Here is a 22,309-nt window from a genome sequence, read left to right as displayed (position 1 = left end):
TCCAGACGACCGCGACCCGCTGCGCGCGGCCGCCTCAGGCCGGCAGGTCCTCCGCGTCCACGATCCGGTAGGCGTACCCCTGCTCGGCCAGGAACCGCTGCCGGTTCTGCGCGAAGTCGGCGTCGACGGTGTCGCGGGAGACGACCGTGTAGAACCGGGCGACCTTGCCGTCGTGGCCGGGGCGCAGCAGGCGGCCGAGGCGCTGGGCCTCCTCCTGGCGCGAGCCGAACGAGCCGGAGACCTGGATGGCGACCTCGGCGTCGGGGAGGTCGATGGAGAAGTTGGCGACCTTCGAGACCACCAGCAGCTTCACCTTGCCCGAGCGGAAGGCGTCGAAGAGGCGCTGGCGCTCCTTCACGCTCGTGTCGCCCTTGATGACGGGGGCGTCGAGGGTGGCGGCGAGCTCGTCGAGCTGCTCGAGGTACTGCCCGATCACCAGGGTCGGTTGGCCCGCGTGCTGGGCGACCAGGTCGCGCACCACGCGGGTCTTCTCCGCCGTGCAGGACGCGAGCCGGTAGCGCTCCTCCGGCTCCGAGGTCGCGTAGACCAGCCGCTCGTCCGTTGGCAGCGTCACCCGCACCTCGATGCAGTCGGCGGGCGCGATCCAGCCCTGCGACTCGATGTCCTTCCACGGGGCGTCGTACCGCTTCGGGCCGATCAGCGAGAACACGTCGCCCTCGCGCCCGTCCTCGCGGACCAGGGTCGCGGTCAGACCGATCCGCCGGCGCGCCTGCAGGTCGGCGGTCATCCGGAAGATCGGCGCGGGCAGCAGGTGCACCTCGTCGTACACGATGAGGCCCCAGTCGCGCGCGTCGAGCAGCTCCAGGTGCGGGTAGGCGCCCTTCCGCTTCAGTGTGAGGACCTGGTACGTCGCGATCGTGACCGGCCGGATCTCCTTGACCGCGCCGGAGTACTCGCCGATCTCGTCCTCCGTCAGCGACGTACGGCGGATCAGCTCGTCCTTCCACTGCCGGGCGGAGACCGTGTTGGTCACCAGGATCAGCGTGGTCGCGCGGGCGTGCGCCATGGCCGCGGCGCCGACGATCGTCTTGCCCGCACCGCACGGGAGTACGACGACGCCCGAGCCGCCGTGCCAGAACGAGTCGGCAGCGTCGCGTTGGTAGTCGCGCAGCGCCCACTCGTCCTGCACCAGGTCGATGGGGTGCGCCTCGCCGTCGACGTACCCGGCGAAGTCCTCGGCTGGCCAGCCCAGCTTCAGCAGCGCCTGCTTGAGGTTGCCGCGCTCGGAGCCGTGCACCACGACGGTGTCGTCGTCGATCCGCGCGCCGAGCATGCCCGCGACCTTCTTCGCGCGCAGTACCTCCTCGAGCACCGGCCGGTCGCTGCTGACCAGCGTCAGCCCGTGGGTGGGGTGCTTCTCCAGCCGCAGCCGCCCGTAGCGGGCCATCGTCTCGGCGACGTCGACGAGCAGCGCGTGCGGGACGGCGTACCGGCTGTACTCCAGCAGGGTGTCGACGACCTGCTCGGCGTCGTGCCCGGCCGCGCGGGCGTTCCACAGGCCGAGGGGCGTGAGCCGGTAGGTGTGGATGTGCTCGGGGGAGCGCTCCAGCTCCGCGAACGGCGCGATCGCCTTGCGGCAGTCCTGCGCGCGCTCGTGGTCGATCTCGAGGAGGAGGGTCTTGTCGGACTGGACGATGAGGGGTCCGTCGTTCACCTGACGAGTGTACGGACGCCGGTGGAGGTGCTCCGGCGCGAGGAAGGGATGCGCTGGTTGAGGTGCTCCGGAGCGAGGAACGAGCGGAGGAGCCTCGAAACCCGGTGTGTCGAGAAGCAGCCTCGATCGAGGTCGTCGTACGGCTTGCGGGGTTTCGAGGCTCGGGCCTGGAGGCCCTCGCACCTCAACCAGCGTCAGGAGAGGGCGGCCTCCGCGCGCAGCCGGGCGCGGTACGACGCGACGCTGGTGGAGGAGCCTCGAAACCTGGTGAGTCGAGGAGCAGCCTCGATCGGGGTCGTCGTACGGGTTGCGGGGTTTCGAGGCTCGGGCCTGGAGGCCCTCGCACCTCAACCAGCGTCAGGCAGGCCTGGCGGCCCTCGCACCTGAACCAGCGTCAGGAGAGTGCGGCCTCCGCCCGCAGCCGGGCGCGGTACGCCGCGACGCTGGCGCGCGAGGAGCAGCGGTCGGAGCAGTAGCGCCGGGAGGCGTTGGGGGAGACGTCGACGAAGACGGCCAGGCAGGGGGAGGCGGCGCAGGTGCCGAGGCGGGTCGGGCCGAGGTCGCAGACCAGGGCGGCCAGCCCGAGCAGCGCCTCGCCGGTGAGCAGCTCGGCGACCGAGGCGGTCCGGGCGCCGACGTGCAGGTGGAGGGCACCGGTGTGGTCGGAGATCCGGGGTGTGACCGGGTAGCGGACCAGCAGCTCGTTGAGGATGGCGACGACGGCCTGCGGGTCGTCGTGGGCCGCGGCCTCGAACGCCGGGCGGAGCTCGCGCTGCAGCTTGCGCAGCAGCATGCAGTCGCGGTCGGTGGCCCGCGGGTGCAGCGACTCCCGGTCGGCCAGGTGGGCCACGAGCGCGGGTACGCCGTCGATCTCCGCGTTCAGCAGCGCGGCCGACTGCTCGGCGTACCGGAGGAAGTCCACGGCCGCAGTCTAGGAAGAGGCGACCGGCCTCACGGTGGAGATCCGGTGCACCGCGAACGTGCGGACGTCGTCGGAGCGGTGGTCGTGGGCGGTCAGCTGGCCGCCCTCGACGGAGAGCGGGTCGACGATCCGCTCGGTGGCCGTGCCGTGGTTGTCGACGAAGCCGATCAGCACCGTCGCCCGGCTCTCGACGGCCTCCCGGAGCGCGGCGAGCGAGCCGCTGGGGGTGAGCGACTCGGTCGCGGGTCGGCTGAGCGCGGCCCGGTCGCCCGCGCGGATCGCGGTCACGACGGAGGTCGTGACGGCCGCGGCCCGGGCGGCGGACGCGCCCGCGCCGCGGCGGTGCTCGCGGGGGGTGCGGGCGCGCAGCAGGTCGGGCCGGGTGACCCGCACGGTCCCGTCGGGGGCCTCGACGACGGGCGCCGCGCCCAGCTCGCGCAGCCGGGGGAGCAGTACGTCGATCGGGGTGCTGCTGATCAGCACGGTCGGCGCCAGCCGCCGCAGCCCGAGCGACTCGGCCTTCGGGTGATGCAGCAGCTCGGTCAGCGCCGTCTCGTCGTCGGCGCGCAGGAACGCCTCGGCGTGGCCGACCCGGATGGTGCCGTACGTGCGCGCGGTGTCGTCGACCAGGTAGTCCAGCGGCTGCGGCACCGGCGTCCGCGAGACCGAGGCCAGGAACCCGTGCAGCTCGGCCGCCGTCCAGCCGGTGTCGAGGGCGCGGCGTACCGACGCCGGCGTGAAGCGGTACGTCGTCGCGCCGCCGCGGGACTCCACGTCGGCGACCAGCGCGAGGGTGCGGGCCAGCCCGGACTCCAGCGGCCCGGGCGCGACGGCGGTCAAGTCGGCCTGGAGCAGCACGTGGTCGACGGGCTCCGGCAGCAGTGCCGCCAGCCCCGGGACGGGGTCGTCTCCCGCGACGAGCGCCCGCGCGTACGACGCCGGCCCGCCCATCCCGACCAGCCCCAGGACGGAGGCCTCGCTCAGCGCCCAGATGAGCTGGTCGGCGCGACTGCGCGGCCGGCGGGGCCGCAGCCACGAGACCAGGGCGACCAGCGACGGGGTGCCGGTCCCGGTCGCGAGCACCTCGCCCTCCGGCAACGTCACCAGCGCCTCCAGGGCCATCCGCCGGCTCTCGACCTGGTGCAGGCCGGTCAGCTCGGGGGCCAGCGCGTTCCACGGCTTGCCGGCCGTGTCGCGCTGCCCGACCAGGCCCGGCATGCGCGGCGAGGCCAGCCAGGCCCGGACCAGCGCGGCCCAGCGCTCGGCACCGGGCAGTGCCGACCACGTGTCGTACGCGTCGGTCGGGATCCAGGCGGGGTCTCCGTCGGCGTCGGCGGCGGTGGCGAGCAGCCCGGCGGCGTACGCCGTCTCGACGATCAGGGCGGCGCTCGGCTCGTCGACGTGCAGCTGGGTCGCGGTCGCCTTCAGGTCGCGCACGCCGAGCCCGCCGCTGCGCAGTGCGCCCGGCGGGTGCATGCCCCAGTGGTCGAGCAGCAGCTCGACGCGTCGTACGGCGTCGAACGCGGCACCCGCCGCGGCCCGGTCGACGATGCGGGCCGAGCGCTCGGAGGTGACCAGCGCCGGGACGGCGTCGACCGGCTCGGTGGTCGTCCGGCCGCCGCGCAGCACCAGGCCGACCTCGCCCGGCAGCACCACGACGCCACCGGACCGGGGCACCAGCAGCCGGCGGGAGAGCAGCTCCTCGGCGGGGGTGGCGGCGTCCTCGGGCGTCACGTGGTGTCGGGAGGTCCCGGTCGTCGCCTCGCCACCGTGCGCGGCGACGTGCTCGAGCAGGGCGCGGGCAGGCTCGGAGAGCTCGCCGATCCGCTTCTTGATGTCGGCCGGGGCGGCCCGGTCGTCCGGGTCGGCCGTCACCTGCTGCAGCCCGCTCGACCCCGGACCGCCGGCGAGGCTCTCCGCGACCCCGCTCAGCGGACGCAGCCCCGCGGTGCTGCGCCACACCAGGGCGAGGTCCTCCAGTCGGGCGAGGGCGTCCGTCACCGTCGCGGGCTGCGCGTGGACGGTCGCCGTGAGAGTCTCGGGGGTGGTTTGACCGAGGACCACGAGGGCATCGAGTACGCAGAGCTCGGCCCGGGTCAGCTGGTCGAGCGCACGGAGCAACGAGGACCGGACGGCCGACCTGGACGCCAGCTGGCCGGAGTCGTGAGGGGCGGGCGTGGCGAGATCGGGGCGGGCGGACAGCAGGCGGGCGAGACGCTCGTCGGGCCACGCGCGCAGCTGGTCGGCGAGCGAGCGGAAGCCCTCGGCGGTCGACTCGGCGGTCGCCCCGTCTGGCGCACGGTGTCCGGACATCGTTCCCACGCTATCGGCCCCGCGGGTGACGCGGAGCGCGGTCCGATGAGCGGCGTCGAGCTCCGGTACGGCGGCGCGACCGACGTCGGCCTGGTCCGTGAGGTCAACGAGGACGCCTTCCTGGCCCGGCCGCCGGTGTTCGTGGTCGCCGACGGGATGGGCGGCCATGAGGGCGGCGACGTCGCGAGCGCGATCGTGGTCGAGGAGTTCGACCGGCTCGCCGAGTCCGGCTACGACCCCACCCGCGGCCCCGAGGCCGTCGCGGCCACGCTCGACGCCTGCCACACCCGGATCCTCGAGCACGTCGCCCGGCAGCGCGCGGCCGGGCACTCGTCGTACCAGTCGGGGACCACGGCGGTCGCCGCCCTGCTCGTGGAGGTCGACGGCGAACCGCGCTGGCTGGTCGCCAACGTCGGCGACTCGCGGGCCTACCGCGTGGTCGAGGGCCGGCTCGAGCAGGTCAGCGTCGACCACAGCCTGGTGCAGGAGCTGGTCGACGCCGGCTCGATCACGCCCGCCGACGCTGCGCACCACCCGGAGCGCAACGTCGTGACGCGGGCGCTCGGCGGGCCGGCCCGCCCCGAGGCCGACTACTTCCTGCTCCCGCTCGCCGACCACCCGCGCCTCGTGCTCTGCTCCGACGGCGTCAACGGCATGCTCGACGACGCCGAGATCGAGCGGGTCCTGGCCGCTGCTCCCGATCCCGCCCAGGCCGCGACCGACCTGGTCGCGGCCGCGGTCGAGGCGGGAGGGGAGGACAACGCGACGGTGACCGTGGTCGATGTGGTGGGATAAGCGATCGACGAGACAGGGGAGACGAGATGACGAACGACGCCGCCACAGGTCTCCGGTCCTACCGACCCGGTGACTGGTACGCCGTCCTCGGCGACGAGGTCGCCGTCCTGGTCCCGCCCTCGGAGCGGTCCCGGGTGGCCGGGCTCTGGGAGCTGGTCGACGGGGGCGCCGACGCCGACGAGGTGCTCGACGCCCTGATCGCCGGCGGGCTGCGCTCGCTGCCCGGCTTCGTGCTCCTCGCCGACGTCGGCGACCGGCAGCGCATCGTGCTGCGCGGCGCGGTCCGTGCCGGCATCGACACGTTCGACGGCCCGGTCGCGCTCGACGGCTCGGACGCCACCACGTGGGTCGAGCGGGTGCTCACCGGCGTGCGCGCGGTCCGCATCGAGGTCGCCGACCGTGCCGACGGCCCCGACCGGCCGATCGACGCCGGGCTGGTGCGGGTCGGCCGCCTGGACCAGCCGCCGTACGTCGAGGCCGCCCCGGACGTCGCTTTGGTGCCCACGCCCGAGCGGGCCGAGGTGCCGCCGCCTCCTCCGCCTGCCCCGCCTGCCCCGCCGGCCCCGCCCGTCGAGCCGCGCGAGTCCCACGTCTGGGGTGACGAGCCCACCGAGGCGATCGCCCTCTCCGACCTGCCGCCCCCGCCGCCGTTCCCGCCGCCGCCCCCGCCCGCTCCGCCGGTCCCGCCGACCTTCCCGCCGCCGGCCCCGCGTGAGCCCGAGTTCGAGCCCGAGCCCGAGTTCGAGCCCGACGCGGCGCCCGAGGCCGACCCGGCGGTGGCGGTGCTGACCTTCGCCGGGGGAGACGTCGTGGAGGTCGACCGCGCCGTACTCGTCGGCCGCGCGCCCGAGGCCGGGCGGTTCAGCACGGCCGAGGACCCGAGGCTGGTGACCGTCCCGAGCCCGCACCAGGAGATCTCCTCGACCCACCTGGAGGTCCGGCCCGGCACCGGCGCCGACCACGGCAGCGCCGTCGTGACCGACCTGGGCTCGACCAACGGCACCGTGCTCGTGCAGCCGGGCGAGCCGCCGGAGGTGCTGCAGCCGGGGGTCGCCGTCCAGCTGCTGCCGGGTGCCGTGATCGACCTCGGCGACGGGGTCACCATCGAGGTCGCCCGGCCCTGAGGTCGACGCCCCGGGACGGGCGATGGCCGCCGATCTGGAACCTGTTCTAGATTGCCGGTCATGACCTTCGCCTACGAGCAGACCGTCACCACCTCCGCCACTCCCGCCGACGTGTGGGCGCTGTGGAGCGACGTCGGGTCCTGGCCGGCCTGGGACCCGGCGGTGCAGAGCGTCGCGCTCGAGGGCCACTTCGCCGAGGGCGCCGCCGGGACCATAGAGCTCGCCGGCCCGATCCGGGCGCCGTTCGTGCTCGAGATCGTCGAGCCGGGAGCGCGCTACCTCGACCGGCTGTCGATCGGCGACCTGGTCATCCGCATCGACCACCTGGTGGCGGCGACCGACACGGGGGCGGAGGTGACCGTGCGGACCACCGTCGAGGGACCGGGTGCCGACGACATCGGCCCGATCGTCACCCAGGACACCCCGGTCGCGCTGGCCAAGCTCGTCGAGCTCGCCGAGCGGAGTGCCGGCTGACTCCAGGCGGAATGTCGTATCGGCCCGGTCCCGTTCGTGGAGAGGATGACAGCACCCCTACGAGAGGACCGATCATGCGCGACATCGTCACCACCCACTTCGTCTCCCTCGACGGGGTCGCCGAGGCGCCCGGCGGCGAGCCGGGCTTCCGCCACTCGGGCTGGGTCTTCGACGTGCCCGCCGACCCGGCGGCGTTCGAGAACAAGGAGCGCGAGCAGCAGGAGGCCGGCGCCATGCTGATGGGCGGGCGCACCTACGAGGCGTTCTCCGCTGTCTGGCCGTCGATGGAGGACTTCGCCCGTTGGAACAGCCTGCCCAAGTACGTCGTGTCCTCGACCGTCACCGACCCGCAGTGGCACGACACGACTGTCATCTCCTTCGACGACGTCGCGAAGCTGAAGGAGGGCGACGGGGGCCCGCTCTACGTGCAGGGCAGCATGGCCCTCACGCAGTCGCTGCTGAAGGCGGGACTGGTCGACGAGGTGCGGCTGATGGTCTTCCCCGTCATCCTGGGCAGCGGTCGCGGCCCGTTCCCGACCGACGCCGAGGACAAGGTCGCCCTGAGGCTCGTCGACTCCACGACGTACGCCAACGGGGTGCAGTTCCAGGTCTTCCGTCCACAGCACTGAGGGCCTAGCGTCCCGGGATGGAGTCGTACGCGAAGGGCGAGACCACCCCGGACCTGCTGGACGAGACCATCGGCGCCAACCTGGCCCGCACCGTCGCCCGTCACCCCGACCGGGAGGCGCTGGTCGAGGTCGCGACCGGTCGTCGCTGGACCTGGGCCGAGCTGGACCGCGACGTCGACGCCGTCGCGCGGGGACTGGTGGCGGCGGGGCTGGCGGTCGGCGACCGGGCCGGGGTCTGGGCGCCGAACTGCGCCGAGTGGACGCTGGTGCAGTACGCCGCCGCCCGGATCGGCGTCGTGCTCGTCAACGTCAACCCGGCGTACCGCACCCACGAGCTGGCCTACGCGGTGAACCAGTCGGGGCTGCGGCTGCTGGTGGCGGCCGAGCGGTTCAAGACCTCCGACTACCGGCGGATGGTGGAGGAGGTGCGCGGCGACTGCCCGGGCCTGGAGCGCGCGGTCTTCCTCGGCACGCCCGACTGGGACGCGCTGCTGGCCGGTGGCGCGGACCTGCCGGCCGACGTGCTCGCCGAGCGGGCCGCGGGACTGGGCCCGGACGACCCGATCAACATCCAGTACACCTCCGGCACCACCGGGTATCCCAAGGGCGCCACGCTGAGCCACCGCAACATCCTCAACAACGGCTTCTTCACCACCGAGCTGATCGGCCTCGGGACGGAGGACCGGCTCTGCATCCCGGTGCCCTTCTACCACTGCTTCGGCATGGTGATGGGCAACCTCGGCTGCACCTCGCACGGCACCACGATGGTGATCCCCGCCCCGGGCTTCGACCCGGCGGCGACGCTGCGTGCGATCCAGGACGAGCGCTGCACGGGCGTGTACGGCGTACCGACGATGTTCATCGCGATGCAGAGTGCGCCGGACTTCGCCGACTACGACCTCTCGTCGCTGCGCACCGGGATCATGGCCGGCTCGATCTGCCCGGCCGAGGTGATGAAGCACTGCATCGAGGACATGCACATGAGCGAGGTGTCGATCGCCTACGGCATGACCGAGACCTCGCCGGTCAGCTGCCAGACCCGCGCCGACGACGACCTGGACCGCCGTACCGCCACCATCGGGCGCGTGCACCCGCACGTCGAGGTCAAGGTCGTCGACCCCGTCTCCGGCGAGACGGTGCCGCGGGGCACGCCCGGCGAGCTGTGCACCCGTGGCTACAGCGTGATGCTCGGCTACTGGGAGGAGCCCGAGAAGACCCGCGCGGCGATTGATGCCGACGGGTGGATGCACACCGGCGACCTCGCGGTGATGCGCGAGGACGGCTACTGCCTGATCGTCGGCCGGATCAAGGACATGGTCATCCGCGGTGGGGAGAACATCTACCCGCGCGAGATCGAGGAGTTCCTCTACTCCCACCCGGACATCGAGGACGTGCAGGTCGTCGGTGTCCCGGACGAGCGGTACGGCGAGGAGCTGTGCGCGTGGGTCCGGATGCGGGCCGGTGCCGCCCCGCTCGACACCGCCGCCGTCCGTGCGTTCTGCGAGGGCCGGCTCGCTCACTACAAGATCCCGCGCTACGTCCTGGTCGTGGACGCCTTCCCGATGACGGTCACGGGCAAGGTGCGCAAGGTGCAGATGCGGGAGGAGTCGCAGGAGCTGCTGGGGTTGTGATGCGTCGGGCGGCGGCCCGGGGGTGTGCAGGCTCATCACGGTATGCAGGCCGGTTGTTACTCCCCATGGTGGGTACGCCGTGGGAGGTGCGAGTTCGTCTGCATACCGTGATGAGCCTGCAGCCCCCCCCGCCCCCGCAGCCGGCCGTCAGCGCGTGAGCAGCACCGGGATCCGCGTGACCGTGCCGTCGCCGCTGGTCCAGGTGACCCAGCCGTCGTCGAAGGGGCGCGGGTCGGGGCCGGTGATCCGCAGCGTCCAGGTCGCGGACTCGCCGGGCTTCAGCCGGACCGCGGCGGGCGTCAGGGTGACGCCGTGCTTGCGGAACCCGGAGGTCGACGAGGAGAAGTAGCGGGTCTTCCGGCCGACGTTCGTGATCGTGCGCCGGACGACGTCCTGGCCCTCGTGGAGGACGGCCGAGGGGGTGTTCAGCCGGAGCTGCCGGCCGTTCAGCCAGCGCCGGTAGTCGGCCGGGTCGACGTCGTAGGCCAGGCCCGGCCGCAGGGCGACCTCGGGCCGGGCGCGCCCGGCGCCCGTGCGCAGCACCGAGCCACCGGTGGCCGAGCCCGCGGTCGTCGCGAGCGCGGAGCGGACCGTCGCCGCGGACCAGTCGGGGTGCCGGGCGACGAGGAGCGCGGCCGCGCCGGCGACCTGGGCGCTGGCGACGGAGGTGCCGGAGGCGAGGTCCCAGCGTGAGGACCGCACCCGGGCGGGGACGGCGCCGAGCTGACCGGTCGCGGGTGCGACGACGTCGGGCTTGAGGACCGGGGACGTCGGGTCGCCGGACCGGGACCAGCTCACGACCCGGCTCGGGGCCGGGCTCGCCCCGCGCGGACGGAGCGTCACCTCGCGGGCGGGATGCTGACGGGCCCAGCGGCGTACGACGCGTCCGTCGCGGGCGTCGAGGTGGACGGTGGGGACGCTGTGCAGGTCGGCGTTGCGGGTGCCGGGGCCGGTGTTGACCAGCACCATCCCGACCCCGTCGGCGCGGCGGACGGCGGCCGACTTGTCGACCCGTCCCACCCCGCCGCGCTCGCAGAGCACGATCCGGCCGGCGACCCGGCCGGCGTCGAGGCTCCCGGGCTCGCAGGCGCGCGCGGCCGCGGGGGACGCTCCGCGCGCGGGCGCGTCGGCGCCCAGGACCAGGCGGGCGGGGCCGACGGAGCGGGCGGACAGCATCGCGCCCTGGAGCCGCGGGCCGCGGTCGATCCGGACGGTGCCCCGCAGCTCGACGCCGGTGCTGCCGCCGACGGTCGTCACCCAGGGCGACGGGTGGGCGGCGTACCGGCTGGCGCCCTGGTTGCCGGCGGCGGCCACGACGCTCACCCCGGCCTCGGCGGCGCCGAGCAGCGCGCGCTCGACGGTGTCGACGTGGGCGGGACCGCCGACGGAGAGGTTGAGGACGTCGACGCCGTCGGCCGTCGCCCGGTCGATCGCCGCCACCAGGTCGGCCGTGGCGCAGCCGTCCTCGCGGGGGTCGGGTGCGGTCCAGCAGGCCTTGTAGACGGCGAGCCGGGCGTCCGGGGCCACGCCGGAGAACCGGCCGAGCGTCCCGGAGTCGGTCCGGACCCGGACGCCGGCGTTGCCGGCGGCGACGGAGGCGAGCAGCGTCCCGTGCCCGTCGTTGTCGCGGGCCGAGAGCTGCTCGGAGCTGCGGGTGCGGTCGGCACCGAAGCCGTCCACGAACCAGCGTGCCCCCATCACCTTGTCGGTGCAGGCGGAGGCGGCCCAGCCCTCCCCCGTCTGGCAGGTGCCGGTGAAGCGCGCGGGCGCCCGGTCCAGCCCGGGGGTGCTCGCGAACAGCGGATGGTCGGCGTCGAGCCCGGTGTCGACCATCCCGATCACGACGCCGGCGCCGCCGCGCTGCTGGCCGGACCCGGCGAGCTCGGCCGGGAGGCTCTCGGCCGCCGTGCCGGCCAGCGGCCGGATCTCGTTGCGCTCGACGGAAGCGACCCGCTCGTCGGTGTCGAGCAGCGCGGCCTGGTCGTCGGTGAGCTCGACGGCGAAGCCGTTGAGTGCGGTGGTCCACCGGTACGCCGGCGAGGTCGCGCCCGCGGCGGCCAGGAGGGTGTCCTGCTCGACGGTCATCCGGAGCCGGTCGAGCGCTGCGGGCAGCCCCCGCGACCGGCCCGCGACACCGGGGGAGTCGAGGGTGACGAGGTAGAGGGCGGTCGGCTCGTCGGACGGGGCGTCCTGTGCGGTCGCAGGCGGTGCGGCGAGCGTGAGCGGTGCGGCCACCAGGGCCGCGAGCGCACCCAGCACGGTGGTACGGCGCGCCCCGGTCCGGTCCTCGCGCCTGCCTCGCATCATGACTCGCATCGTCGTCCCCCCGTCCGACCCGTTCAGTGGCGGTGTCCCGCAAACGCCCAGGGTGACAGGGGCCGGGGCACCGTGCCAAACGTGTCTCCCCAGACGGATAGCCTGCAGGCATGTCCAGCCCGGTCGCCGCAGCTCCCCTGGTGGTCGGCTTCGACCTCGACATGACCCTGATCGACACCGCCCCCGGGTTCGGATCGGTCCTGCGTGCCCTCGGGGGCGAGCTGGGGGTGGACTTCCCGGTCGAGGAGATGACCGCGAGGCTCGGGCCGCCGCTCGACCTGCTGCTGGCGCCGTACCTCCCGGCGGACGTGATCGCCTCCGCGGGCGACCGGTTCCGGGCGCTCTACCCCGACCACGCGATCACCTCCGTGCCCGCGCTCACCGGCGCGCACGACGCGATCGCCGCCGTACGCCGCCACCGCGGCCGGGTGCTCGTGGTGACCGGGAAGTTCCCCGACAACGCCCGGCTGCACCTCGACCACGTCGGCTTCGACGTCGACCACCTGGAGGGCTGGGTCTGGGGCGTCGGCAAGGCGGACGTGCTGGTGCGGGAGGGTGCCTCGATCTACGTCGGCGACCACGTCCACGACGTCGAGGGCGCGCTCGCCGCGGGCGCGCTGAGCGTGTCGGTGCTGACCGGTGGCTGCACCCGCGAGGAGCTGCTCGACGCCGGGACCCACGTCGTCCTCGACTCGCTGGTGGACTTCGGCCCCTGGCTCGACGAGCACCTGCTCACCCTGCGGCTCGCCGCCCTGGAGGAGGACCTGCGCGAGCGCGACTCGGTGCTGGTCGCCTACAGCGGCGGCGCCGACAGTGCGCTGCTGCTGGCCGCCGCGGTCCGCGCGCTCGGACCGGACCGGGTCGCGGCCGCGACCGGCTACTCCCACTCTCTGCCGCAGGCCGAGCGGGACCCGGCGCGCGCCTTCGCGGAGTCGCTCGGGGTCCGCGTGCTCACCCCCGAGACCCGGGAGATGGAGCGCGAGGGCTACCGCGCCAACGGGGCCGACCGCTGCTTCTTCTGCAAGGCCGAGCTGCTCGACGTCCTGGTCCCGCTCGCCGCCGAGCTCGGGCTGGCGCACGTCGCCACCGGCACCAACGCCGACGACGCGGTCGCCGGGTTCCGTCCGGGGATCCGTGCGGCCGCCGAGCGCGGGGCCATCGCCCCGCTGCGCGACGCCGGGCTGAGCAAGGCCCAGGTGCGCGAGGCCTCGCGCCGGTGGGCGCTCCCGACGTGGGACAAGCCCGCCGCGGCCTGCCTGTCCTCCCGGGTCGCGTACGGCGTCGAGGTGAGCCCCTTCCGCCTCGGCCGGATCGAGCGCGCCGAGAGTGCGGTGCGGGCGGCGCTGCACGGCGTACCCCTGCGCGACCTGCGGGTCCGCGACCTCGGCGACCGGGCGTCGATCGAGATCGACGCCGCGCTGCTGCCGCTGCCCGGCGAGCTCGACGCGGCGGTGCTGGCGGCCGCTCGGGACGCCGGCTTCCCGGACGCCACGGTGGACGCGCGCGGATTCCGTTCGGGATCGATGAACGAGTCCCTATAGGCTCTGCCGTCCGCAGCAGCCCGACACACGATCGATCCGGAAGAGGTCAGCCCCGTGCCCACTGGCAAGGTGAAGTGGTTCGACGCCGACAAGGGGTTCGGCTTCCTGTCCCAGGACGGGGGAGCCGACGTCTACGTCCGGACCGAGGCGCTGCCCGAGGGCACCACGAGCCTCAAGGCCGGCACCCGCGTGGAGTTCGGGATCGCCCAGGGCCGCCGCGGCGAGCAGGCGCTGCAGGTCCGGGTCCTCGACGCGCCCGCCTCGGTGTCCCGTGCCCAGTCCCAGGCGCGGCGCCGCAAGCCCGAGGAGATGGCCCCGATCGTCGAGGACCTGATCCGGCTGCTCGACGGCGTCGGCGAGGCATACCGCCACGGCCGGCACCCCGACCCGAAGGCCGCCAAGCCGACCGCCAAGCTGCTGCGCGCGCTCGCCGACGAGCTGGAGATCTGAGCCCTACCCCGGCGAGGGAGTGGGAGTACGCCGCTCCGGCCTCCGCTGGGCGCGCTTGACCAGGACGAACACGGCCCAGGCCGCCAGCACCGAGAACGCGACGGCCATCCCGAGCCGGGCCGGGTCCAGGGGCATCGCGATGCCGACGAACCCGCCGATCACCCACGCCAGCTGGAGCGTGGTGTCGCTGCGCGCGAACGCGCTCGCCTGCACCCGCTCGGGGACGTCGCGCTGGATCGTGGAGTCGAGGCAGAACTTCGCCAGCGTCTGCGCGGCACCGGCGGTGAGGCCCAGCAGGGCCAGCGTGAGCACGCCGTAGAACAGCGCGGCGAGCAGCGCGACCGCGGCGTCGAGCAGCAGCACGAGGACCACGGTCACGGACGGGTTGATCCTCTTCAGCAGTGCGGCGCAGGCGACGCCGACGGCGTTGCCGGCCCCGGCGGCGCCCACGACGAGCCCGATCAGCAGTTCGGCGGAGAGGTCGCTCGGGGGCGGGTTCTCGCGCAGCAGGAAGGCCATGAACATCAGCAGGAACCCGGACAGGAACCGCGGCCCGCAGTTGGCCTTGAGCGCGAACGCCACCGCGGGAGGGATCCGCGTGCGGGGCCGGCCGGGACGAGCGTCGGCGACGTCCTCGTCGCGGAACGCGAGCGTGCCCTCACCGGCGGACGAGTCGACGGCCTCGGGGAGCCGGATCGCGCAGACCGTCGCGATCGCGAAGAGCAGGAACGCGTAGCGCAGCGACCACTCCGGCCCGATCAGCGAGGCCAGCCCCGCGAACGGGGCCGAGACCGACACCCCGACCAGGCCCGCGACCGAGACCCGGCCGTTGGCCTTGACGAGGGTGAAGTCCTGCGGGAGGAGACGGGGTACGGCGGCGGCCCGCGTCACGCCGTACGCCTTCGAGGAGACCAGGACGCCGAGCGCGGCGGCGAACAGCCAGGGCGACGTACCGCCGCTGATGCCGCCGGCGAGCGCCCAGCACAGGAACGCGCGGATCGCCATGGTGGCGCCGATCGCCCAGCGCCGGCCGTGGCTGAACCGGTCGAGGAACGGCCCGATCAGCGGCGCCACGATCGCGAACGGCAGCATCGTCAGGCCGAGGAACAGCGCGACCTGGCCCCGCGCCTCGCCCGACGGGACCTGGAAGAACAGGCTCCCGGCCAGCGAGATCGCGACCGCCGCGTCGCCGGCGGTGTTGAAGAAGTGCAGGTAGATGAGGCGGTTCAGCCCGGACTGCTCGGCGCCCTGGGCGCCGGCGGCCCGGCGTGCGTTGCGGCCGACCGCGCGTCCCATCCGTCCGGTCATCCGCCCGGCGCCGGCCATCCCGCGCGCGGTGGCGCGGGCACCGGTGCCGATCCCGCGACCGACCGTCCGGGCCTTCTGGGACCGGTCCGCCGGGCCGCCGGCGCCCGGGTGAGGGTCCCGCCAGCGCTGCTCGTCGGCATCGGGGCGCTGCGACGTCATGCGCCCATCCTGCCTTGGCGGTGCCCCCGACCTGACAGCGCCGCGGCCGATGGGTCATGATGCCGCCGTGACCACGACGCTGCGCGCCAAGCCCGACTCCGCCGCCGTGGCCGCCGTCGACGTGGCCCGGGACGCCCTGCTCCTCGAGGCGGCCTCCACCGACGTCGGCGACCACCTCGGCCACGTGGTCGAGGGCGACCGCGTCGTCACGCACCTGTTCGCCTGCACCCGCCCCGGGTACGTCGGCTGGCGCTGGTCGGTCACCGTTGCCCGGGCGCCGCGGCAGAAGCAGATCACCGTCGACGAGGTCGTCCTGATCCCCGGCGACCAGGCGATCGTCGCGCCCGACTGGGTGCCCTACCGCGAGCGGATCAAGCCGGGCGACATGTCGCCGGGCGACCTGCTCCCCGTCGACGACGACGACCCGCGGCTGGTCCCGACGTACTCCTTCGGCGACGACCCGCTCGACAGCGACGAGAAGGCGCAGATCCGTGCGGTCGCCAAGGACCTCGGCCTCGGCCGGGTCCGCACGCTGTCCCCGACGGGCCGCGAGCTCGCCGCCCAGCGGTGGTACGACGGCGACGCCGGCCCGGCCGCGCCGATCGCCCAGTCGGCCCCGGACCGCTGCTACAGCTGCGGCTTCCTGGTCCGGATCGCCGGTCCGATGGCCGAGACGTTCGGCGTCTGCGCGAACGGCGACGCCAACGACGACGGCCGCGTGGTCTCGTTCGATCACGGCTGCGGCGCCCACTCCGAGGTGCGCCTGGCCAAGAAGCACGAGCCCCAGCCGCTGCCCGATCACGTCGTCGACACGGTCAGCCTCGACGAGCTCGAGCGCTTCTAACTACCGTCGGGAGCCGCCTCGGCGGCCTCGGTCCGGGTACGCCGGCGCCGCCGGCAGTACTCGTAGCCGAACAGGCCCAGCCCGAAGCCCGCGAGGCAGGTCCACAGCCACCAGGTGCGACCGCTCTCCTCGAGCTCGCCGTAGAACGGCAGCAGCGCCACGAACGCGACGGCCCAGGCGATCGAGCCGACGAGCACGGTCCGGACGCCGTCGACGTCGAGCGGCTCGACGTCGGCCACCAGATAGGTGCGTCGGCCGATCTCGTGCTGCGTCGGCTGCTCGTCGCGGAACTCCACGGGGGCAGGTTAACCGGGCGAGACGGTGCGCTGACATGCTGGTGCACCGTGACCAGGGTTCTCGACAGCTACTTCCAGATCGGCCAGCGCGGCTCCACCGTCGGGCAGGAGGTCCGCGGCGGCGTCGTCACCTTCCTGACGATGTCCTACATCATCGTGCTGAACCCGCTGATCCTCGGCTACATCCCGGACTCGGAGGGGGCCTTCCTCGGCGGCGGCAGCGGCGACGGTTCCAACCTGCCGGCCATCGCCGCCGGCACCGCGCTGGTCGCGGGCTTGCTGACGATCCTGATGGGCTCGGTCGCGAACTTCCCGCTGGCCCTGGCCACCGGCCTCGGCCTGAACGCCTTCGTCGCGGTCGCCATCGCGTCGCAGTCCACCTGGGCCGACGCGATGGGTCTGGTGGTCCTGGAAGGCATCGCGATCCTGATCCTGGTGCTGACCGGGTTCCGGACGGCCGTCTTCCACGCCGTGCCCGGGCAGCTGAAGGTCGCGATCTCCGTCGGGATCGGCCTGTTCATCGCCCTGATCGGCTTCGTCGACGCCGGCTTCGTGAGCCGGATCCCCGACGCGGCCGGGACCTCCGTGCCGGTCCAGCTCGGGCAGACCGGGCAGCTCTCCGGGTGGCCGGTGCTGGTCTTCGCGTTCGGCCTGCTGCTGCTCATCGCGCTGTGGGTGCGCAAGGTCCGTGGCGCGATCCTGCTCGCGATCCTGGGCACCACCATCGTCGCGGTCGTCGTCGACGCGATCCTGGACCTGGGCCGGCGCGGTGCGGACAACCCCGGTGGCTGGGCGCTGAGCGTCCCGCACCTCGACGGGTTCGTCGACGTACCCGACTTCGGCACGCTGGGCGAGTTCTCCCTCTTCGGCGCCTTCGAGTCGATCGGGGTGATCGCCGCCCTGCTGCTGATCTTCTCGCTGATGCTCGCGGACTTCTTCGACACCATGGGCACGATGACGGCCATCGGGGCCGAGGCCGGCCTGAACGACGAGGAGGGCATCCCGCCGCACACCGAGCGGATCCTGGTCGTTGACTCGATCGCCGCGATCGCCGGTGGCGCCGCCGGCGTCTCCTCGAACACGTCGTACGTCGAGTCCGCGTCCGGCGTGGGGGAGGGGGCCCGCACCGGGCTCGCCTCGATCGTCACCGGCCTGCTGTTCCTGCTGGCCACGTTCTTCACGCCGCTCGTCCGGATGATCCCGTCCGAGGCGGCCGTGCCCGCCCTGGTCCTGGTCGGCTTCCTGATGATGCAGCAGGTCACCGAGATCGCCTGGTCCGACGTCGAGATCGCGATCCCGGCGTTCCTCACGATCGTGCTGATGCCGTTCACCTACTCCATCAGCGTCGGCATCGGCGCCGGCTTCCTGGCCTTCCTGCTCATCAAGGTCGTGCTCGGCAAGACCCGCGAGATCCACCCCCTGATGGCCGTGGTCGGCCTGCTGTTCGTCGTCTACTTCGCGATCGACCCGCTCACCGACTGGCTGACCTGAGCTCCGCCGTACGGCCGCAATTGCGGCCGTTGGGCGACCCCCAAGCCGCCGCGAGACCGACGTCACCTCTCCGCTCGGGAATCGTTAGCAAGGGTAATGACTTATGCTAACGATATGCCTTCCGCAGCCCTGGTCACCCGCACCGACGCCGGACTCGCCTCCGAGCTCCGGATCTCGGTCATGCGCCTGCGCCGCCGGCTCGCCAGCGAGGTCGACCCGACCAACGAGCTGAGCATGAACTCGATGGCCGTCCTCGCCGCGCTCCACCGCCACGGAGAGCTGAGCGTCGGCGACCTCGCCGCCCGCGAGCGGGTCAAGGCGCCCAGCATGACGCGGACCGTGAAGTGCCTGGAGGAGGGCGGGCACGTCACCCGCCGGCCGCACGAGACCGACGGCCGCCAGGTCCTGGTCGCCCTCTCGGACACCGGCCGGGCCACGCTGCTCGCCGACCGTCGGCGCCGCGACGAGTGGCTGGCCCGTCGGCTCCGCGACCTCACGCCCGACGAGCGCGACGTCCTCCGCCGCGCCGCCCCCATCCTCGAACGACTCTCCCAGGAGGACTGACACCCGTTTTGAGCCCCACGTTCCGCTCGCTCCACAACGCCAACTACCGCCGGTACGCCGCCGGCGCCGTGGTGTCGAACACCGGTACCTGGATGCAGCGCGTCGCGCAGGACTGGCTGGTCCTCCAGCTGGCCGTCAACGGCGGCACCGCCGTCGGCATCACCACCGGGCTGCAGTTCCTCCCCGCGCTCCTGCTCTCGCCGCTCGCCGGCGTCGTCGCCGACCGGGTGTCCAAGCGCAAGCTGCTGCAGGTCACCCAGGTGATGATGGCCGTCCCGGCCTTCGTGCTGGGCGTGCTCGCGGTGACCGGCGTGGCCGAGGTCTGGCACGTCTACGTGCTCGCCTTCGTCTTCGGCGTCGGCACCGCGTTCGACGCCCCCGCGCGGCAGTCCTTCGTCAGCGAGATCGTCTCGCCCGACGACCTCACCAACGCCGTGGGGCTCAACTCGGCGTCATTCAACGCTGCCCGGATCGTCGGCCCGGCCATCGCCGGCGTCCTGATCGCCGCGCTCGGCGGCGGGGCGGAGGCCACCGGCTGGGTGATCGTCGTGAACGCGGTCAGCTACCTGGCGCCGATCCTGGCCCTGCGGGGGATGGACGCCTCCCGGCTCAACGTCGTCGAGCCCGCCCGGCGCTCGAAGGGCATGGTGCGCGAGGGCCTGCGCTACGTCCGCAGCCGCAACGACCTGGTGCTGGTCCTCGTGATCGTCTTCGTGGTCGGCACCTTCGGGCTGAACTTCCAGATGACCTCCGCGCTGATGGCGACCGAGGTCTTCGACAAGGGCGCGACCGAGTACGGACTGCTCGGCACCTTCATGGCGGTCGGCTCGCTGACCGGCGCCCTGCTCGCCGCCCGTCGTCCCACGGTCCGGCTGCGGCTGGTCGTCGTCGCGGCCCTGCTGTTCGGGGCCGCGGAGGTCGTCGCCGGGCTGCTGCCCACGTACGTCTCCTTCGCCGTCTGGATGCCCGTGCTGGGTCTCTCCGCGCTGACCATGATCACCGCGGCCAACACCCTGATGCAGGTCTCGACCGCGCCCGAGCTGCGCGGCCGGGTGATGGCGCTCTACCTGATGATCTTCATGGGCGGCACGCCGCTCGGCGCGCCGGTCGTCGGCTGGGTCGGAGAGACGTTCGGCGCCCGCTGGACCCTGGTCGGCGGTGGCCTGATCACCCTGGCGGGGGTCGGGCTGGCGACGATCGTCTTCCTGACGCGCGAACAGGGGCGTCAGCGCGTTTTGACCCGTGTCGGGGCGGCCGGTAGCCTCTTTCCTCGTGTCTGGGACGACCAGGCCGTTGCGCGTGCTCGGAGGTAGTCGCGGGACCAGACCGCGACTCCGCAGCACGCAAAGCCGATGCCACTGAACCATGGTGGCAGCCGTACGCCGGGCGACACGCCCGACCTCGGGGGCGAGCAGCGCCGGTTGGTTCGCACCACCCGGACACGCAGCAGTTCGATCGTGTGCGGCACCGTGCCGGGCACTGAGAGTCACAAAGAAGGGGAACCGCCAGGTGCCCACGATTAACCAGCTGGTCCGCAAGGGCCGCCAGGACAAGGTGTCCAAGAACAAGACGCCTGCGCTCAAGGGCTCGCCCCAGCGCCGCGGGGTCTGCACCCGCGTCTACACCACCACCCCGAAGAAGCCGAACTCCGCCCTCCGCAAGGTCGCCCGTGTGCGCCTGAGCAGCGGCGTCGAGGTCACGGCGTACATCCCGGGCGTCGGTCACAACCTTCAGGAGCACTCGATCGTGCTCGTTCGCGGCGGCCGGGTGAAGGACCTCCCCGGTGTCCGCTACAAGATCATCCGCGGCACGCTCGACACCCAGGGCGTGAAGAACCGCAAGCAGGCTCGCAGCCGCTACGGCGCCAAGAAGGAGAAGAGCTGATATGCCGCGCAAGGGTCCCGCTCCCAAGCGGCCGATCGACGTCGACCCGGTCTACGGGTCGCAGCTGGTCTCCCAGCTCGTCTCCAAGGTCCTCCAGGACGGCAAGAAGCAGGTCGCTCAGCGCATCGTCTACACCGCGCTCGAGGGCTGCCGCGAGAAGACCGGCACCGACCCCGTCGTCACGCTGAAGCGCGCGATGGACAACGTGAAGCCGGCCATCGAGGTCAAGTCCCGCCGCGTCGGCGGTGCGACCTACCAGGTCCCGATCGAGGTCAAGGGCACCCGCGGCACCACGCTCGCGCTGCGCTGGCTCGTCGGCTACGCGGCCGACCGTCGTGAGAAGACCATGCACGAGCGGCTGATGAACGAGATCCTCGACGCGTCCAACGGCCTCGGTGCCGCGGTGAAGAAGCGTGAGGACACCCACAAGATGGCCGAGTCCAACAAGGCCTTCGCGCACTACCGCTGGTGATCTCGGTGGGAGCCGACCGGCTCCCACCAACACCGGACTTCCTACTTTCTAAGGAACGCACAGACAGTGGCTGTCGACATCACCACGGACCTCAACAAGGTCCGCAACATCGGCATCATGGCGCACATCGACGCCGGCAAGACCACCACCACCGAGCGCATCCTCTTCTACACCGGCATCACGTACAAGATCGGTGAAGTCCACGAGGGCGGCGCCACGATGGACTGGATGGAGCAGGAGCAGGAGCGCGGCATCACCATCACGTCCGCGGCGACGACCTGCTGGTGGAAGAACCACCAGATCAACATCATCGACACCCCCGGCCACGTGGACTTCACGGCCGAGGTCGAGCGCTCGCTGCGCGTCCTCGACGGCGCCGTCGCGGTGTTCGACGGTGTCGCCGGCGTCGAGCCGCAGACGATGACGGTGTGGCGGCAGGCCAACAAGTACTCCGTGCCCCGGATGTGCTTCGTCAACAAGCTGGACCGCACCGGCGCGGACTTCTTCCGCTGCGTCGACATGATGGTCGAGCGCCTCAACTCCACCCCGCTGGTCCTGCAGCTGCCGATCGGCGCGGAGTCCGACTTCCTCGGTGTCGTCGACCTGGTCGGCATGCGTGCCCTGACCTGGCGCGGCGAGACCAAGATGGGCGAGGACTACGACGTCGAGGAGATCCCCGCGGAGCTGGCCGAGAAGGCCGCCGAGTACCGCGAGAAGCTTCTCGAGACGCTCTCCGACGCCGACGACGACATCATGGAGAAGTTCCTCGACGGCGGGGAGTTCACCGTCGAGGAGCTCGAGGCCGCGATCCGTCGCGCCACCCTGGCCGACAAGGTCAACCCGGTCCTGTGCGGCACCGCGTTCAAGAACAAGGGCGTGCAGCCCCTGCTCGACGCCGTCGTGAAGTTCCTGCCGTCGCCGCTCGACGTCGAGGGCATCCAGGGTCACGCGGTCAACGACGAGGACGAGGTCATCGTCCGTCAGCCCAGCGACGACGAGCCGTTCGCCGGACTGGCCTACAAGATCGCGACCGACCCGCACCTCGGCAAGCTGATCTACGTCCGGGTCTACTCCGGCAAGCTCGAGGCCGGCTCGACCGTGGTCAACTCGGTCAACGGCCGCAAGGAGCGGATCGGCAAGGTCTACCAGATGCACGCCAACAAGCGTGAGGAGATCCAGTCGGTCGGCGCCGGTCAGATCGTGGCGGTGATGGGTCTGAAGGACACCAAGACCGGCCACACCCTGTGCGACCCGGCCAACCCGGTCGTGCTCGAGTCGATGACCTTCCCGGCCCCGGTGATCGAGGTCGCGATCGAGCCCAAGACCAAGAGCGACCAGGAGAAGCTGGGCACCGCGATCCAGCGCCTCTCGGACGAGGACCCGACCTTCGTCGTCAAGACCGACGAGGAGACCGGCCAGAC

20 protein-coding genes are annotated in these 22,309 nt (G+C 72.9%); 14 read left to right on the top strand and 6 right to left on the bottom strand.

What is annotated here, in order from left to right:
* Positions 1–34: 34 nt before the first annotated feature.
* The 3 genes from VMF51_RS18530 to VMF51_RS18520 all read right to left on the bottom strand — a co-directional run bounded on the left by VMF51_RS18530 (position 35) and on the right by VMF51_RS18520 (position 4,910).
* The gene (locus tag VMF51_RS18530; RefSeq protein WP_325475941.1) at positions 35–1,675 is read right to left on the bottom strand and encodes a DNA repair helicase XPB; all 1,641 of its coding nucleotides are present in this window, start codon (positions 1,673–1,675) and stop codon (positions 35–37) included.
* Between the two features lie 394 nt (positions 1,676–2,069).
* The gene (locus tag VMF51_RS18525) at positions 2,070–2,597 is read right to left on the bottom strand and encodes a CGNR zinc finger domain-containing protein (RefSeq protein WP_325475940.1); all 528 of its coding nucleotides are present in this window, start codon (positions 2,595–2,597) and stop codon (positions 2,070–2,072) included.
* A gap of 9 nt (positions 2,598–2,606) precedes the next feature.
* Positions 2,607–4,910 (bottom strand): helicase C-terminal domain-containing protein, encoded by a 2,304-nt coding sequence (locus VMF51_RS18520; RefSeq protein ID WP_325475939.1) that lies wholly within the window; start codon positions 4,908–4,910, stop codon positions 2,607–2,609.
* 45 nt (positions 4,911–4,955) lie between these two features.
* Between VMF51_RS18520 and VMF51_RS18515 the strand changes: the two genes are divergently transcribed.
* The 5 genes from VMF51_RS18515 (at position 4,956) to VMF51_RS18495 (ending at position 9,563) form a co-directional block, all read left to right on the top strand.
* Positions 4,956–5,705 carry a PP2C family protein-serine/threonine phosphatase gene (locus VMF51_RS18515; RefSeq protein ID WP_325475938.1) on the top strand — a complete coding sequence of 250 codons (750 nt, stop codon included), beginning with the start codon at positions 4,956–4,958 and terminating at the stop codon, positions 5,703–5,705.
* Positions 5,706–5,731: 26 nt separating this feature from the next.
* Entirely contained in the window at positions 5,732–6,829 is a 1,098-nt protein-coding gene (locus tag VMF51_RS18510; RefSeq protein ID WP_325475937.1) for an FHA domain-containing protein, read from the top strand.
* A gap of 60 nt (positions 6,830–6,889) precedes the next feature.
* Complete coding sequence (locus VMF51_RS18505) at positions 6,890–7,303, top strand: SRPBCC family protein (RefSeq protein WP_325475936.1); 414 nt, start codon at positions 6,890–6,892, stop codon at positions 7,301–7,303.
* Between the two features lie 74 nt (positions 7,304–7,377).
* Positions 7,378–7,932 (top strand): dihydrofolate reductase family protein, encoded by a 555-nt coding sequence (locus VMF51_RS18500; protein WP_325475935.1) that lies wholly within the window; start codon positions 7,378–7,380, stop codon positions 7,930–7,932.
* A gap of 17 nt (positions 7,933–7,949) precedes the next feature.
* Positions 7,950–9,563 (top strand): AMP-binding protein, encoded by a 1,614-nt coding sequence (locus tag VMF51_RS18495; RefSeq protein WP_325475934.1) that lies wholly within the window; start codon positions 7,950–7,952, stop codon positions 9,561–9,563.
* A gap of 147 nt (positions 9,564–9,710) precedes the next feature.
* On the opposite strand, the gene VMF51_RS18490 is transcribed toward VMF51_RS18495, so the two are convergent.
* Complete coding sequence (locus VMF51_RS18490; RefSeq protein ID WP_325475933.1) at positions 9,711–11,870, bottom strand: S8 family serine peptidase; 2,160 nt, start codon at positions 11,868–11,870, stop codon at positions 9,711–9,713.
* Between the two features lie 119 nt (positions 11,871–11,989).
* On the opposite strand from VMF51_RS18490, the gene VMF51_RS18485 reads away from it, so the two are divergent.
* Positions 11,990–13,420 (top strand): haloacid dehalogenase-like hydrolase, encoded by a 1,431-nt coding sequence (locus VMF51_RS18485; protein ID WP_325475932.1) that lies wholly within the window; start codon positions 11,990–11,992, stop codon positions 13,418–13,420.
* Positions 13,421–13,474: 54 nt separating this feature from the next.
* A complete protein-coding gene (locus VMF51_RS18480) occupies positions 13,475–13,870 on the top strand; it encodes a cold-shock protein (protein ID WP_325475931.1) in 396 nt (131 codons plus the stop codon).
* Between the two features lie 3 nt (positions 13,871–13,873).
* On the opposite strand, the gene VMF51_RS18475 is transcribed toward VMF51_RS18480, so the two are convergent.
* Positions 13,874–15,337, bottom strand: coding sequence for an MFS transporter (locus VMF51_RS18475; protein WP_325475930.1), 1,464 nt, complete (start codon positions 15,335–15,337; stop codon positions 13,874–13,876).
* Between the two features lie 67 nt (positions 15,338–15,404).
* Here VMF51_RS18475 and VMF51_RS18470 point away from each other — a divergent pair, with 67 nt between their 5' ends.
* On the top strand, positions 15,405–16,181 hold the full coding sequence (locus tag VMF51_RS18470) for a DUF3027 domain-containing protein (RefSeq protein WP_325475929.1): 777 nt from the start codon (positions 15,405–15,407) through the stop codon (positions 16,179–16,181).
* Here VMF51_RS18470 and VMF51_RS18465 read toward each other — a convergent pair.
* A complete protein-coding gene (locus VMF51_RS18465; protein WP_325475928.1) occupies positions 16,178–16,477 on the bottom strand; it encodes a DUF2530 domain-containing protein in 300 nt (99 codons plus the stop codon). The genes VMF51_RS18470 and VMF51_RS18465 overlap by 4 nt on opposite strands.
* 48 nt (positions 16,478–16,525) lie before the next feature.
* Between VMF51_RS18465 and VMF51_RS18460 the strand changes: the two genes are divergently transcribed.
* From VMF51_RS18460 to fusA, 6 genes are all read left to right on the top strand, one after another.
* Complete coding sequence (locus VMF51_RS18460; RefSeq protein ID WP_325475927.1) at positions 16,526–17,968, top strand: NCS2 family permease; 1,443 nt, start codon at positions 16,526–16,528, stop codon at positions 17,966–17,968.
* A 114-nt stretch (positions 17,969–18,082) separates the two neighbouring features.
* Positions 18,083–18,532 carry a MarR family transcriptional regulator gene (locus tag VMF51_RS18455; RefSeq protein WP_325475926.1) on the top strand — a complete coding sequence of 150 codons (450 nt, stop codon included), beginning with the start codon at positions 18,083–18,085 and terminating at the stop codon, positions 18,530–18,532.
* An 8-nt stretch (positions 18,533–18,540) separates the two neighbouring features.
* Positions 18,541–19,845 (top strand): MFS transporter, encoded by a 1,305-nt coding sequence (locus VMF51_RS18450; RefSeq protein ID WP_325475925.1) that lies wholly within the window; start codon positions 18,541–18,543, stop codon positions 19,843–19,845.
* A gap of 196 nt (positions 19,846–20,041) precedes the next feature.
* Positions 20,042–20,416, top strand: coding sequence for a 30S ribosomal protein S12 (gene rpsL, locus VMF51_RS18445; protein WP_028636428.1), 375 nt, complete (start codon positions 20,042–20,044; stop codon positions 20,414–20,416).
* 1 nt (position 20,417) lies between these two features.
* Complete coding sequence (gene rpsG / locus VMF51_RS18440) at positions 20,418–20,888, top strand: 30S ribosomal protein S7 (RefSeq protein ID WP_090849676.1); 471 nt, start codon at positions 20,418–20,420, stop codon at positions 20,886–20,888.
* Positions 20,889–20,954: 66 nt separating this feature from the next.
* Positions 20,955–22,309: elongation factor G (fusA, locus tag VMF51_RS18435; RefSeq protein WP_325475924.1), on the top strand; the 1,355-nt coding region annotated here is incomplete at its 3' end.

The sequence above is a fragment of the Nocardioides sp. genome (genome assembly GCF_035503875.1).
In the GTDB taxonomy this organism is placed as follows: Bacteria; Actinomycetota; Actinomycetes; order Propionibacteriales; family Nocardioidaceae; genus Nocardioides.
The sequence above is the reverse complement of the archived record's forward strand: the minus strand, read 5'-3'. Positions and strand labels throughout refer to the sequence as shown.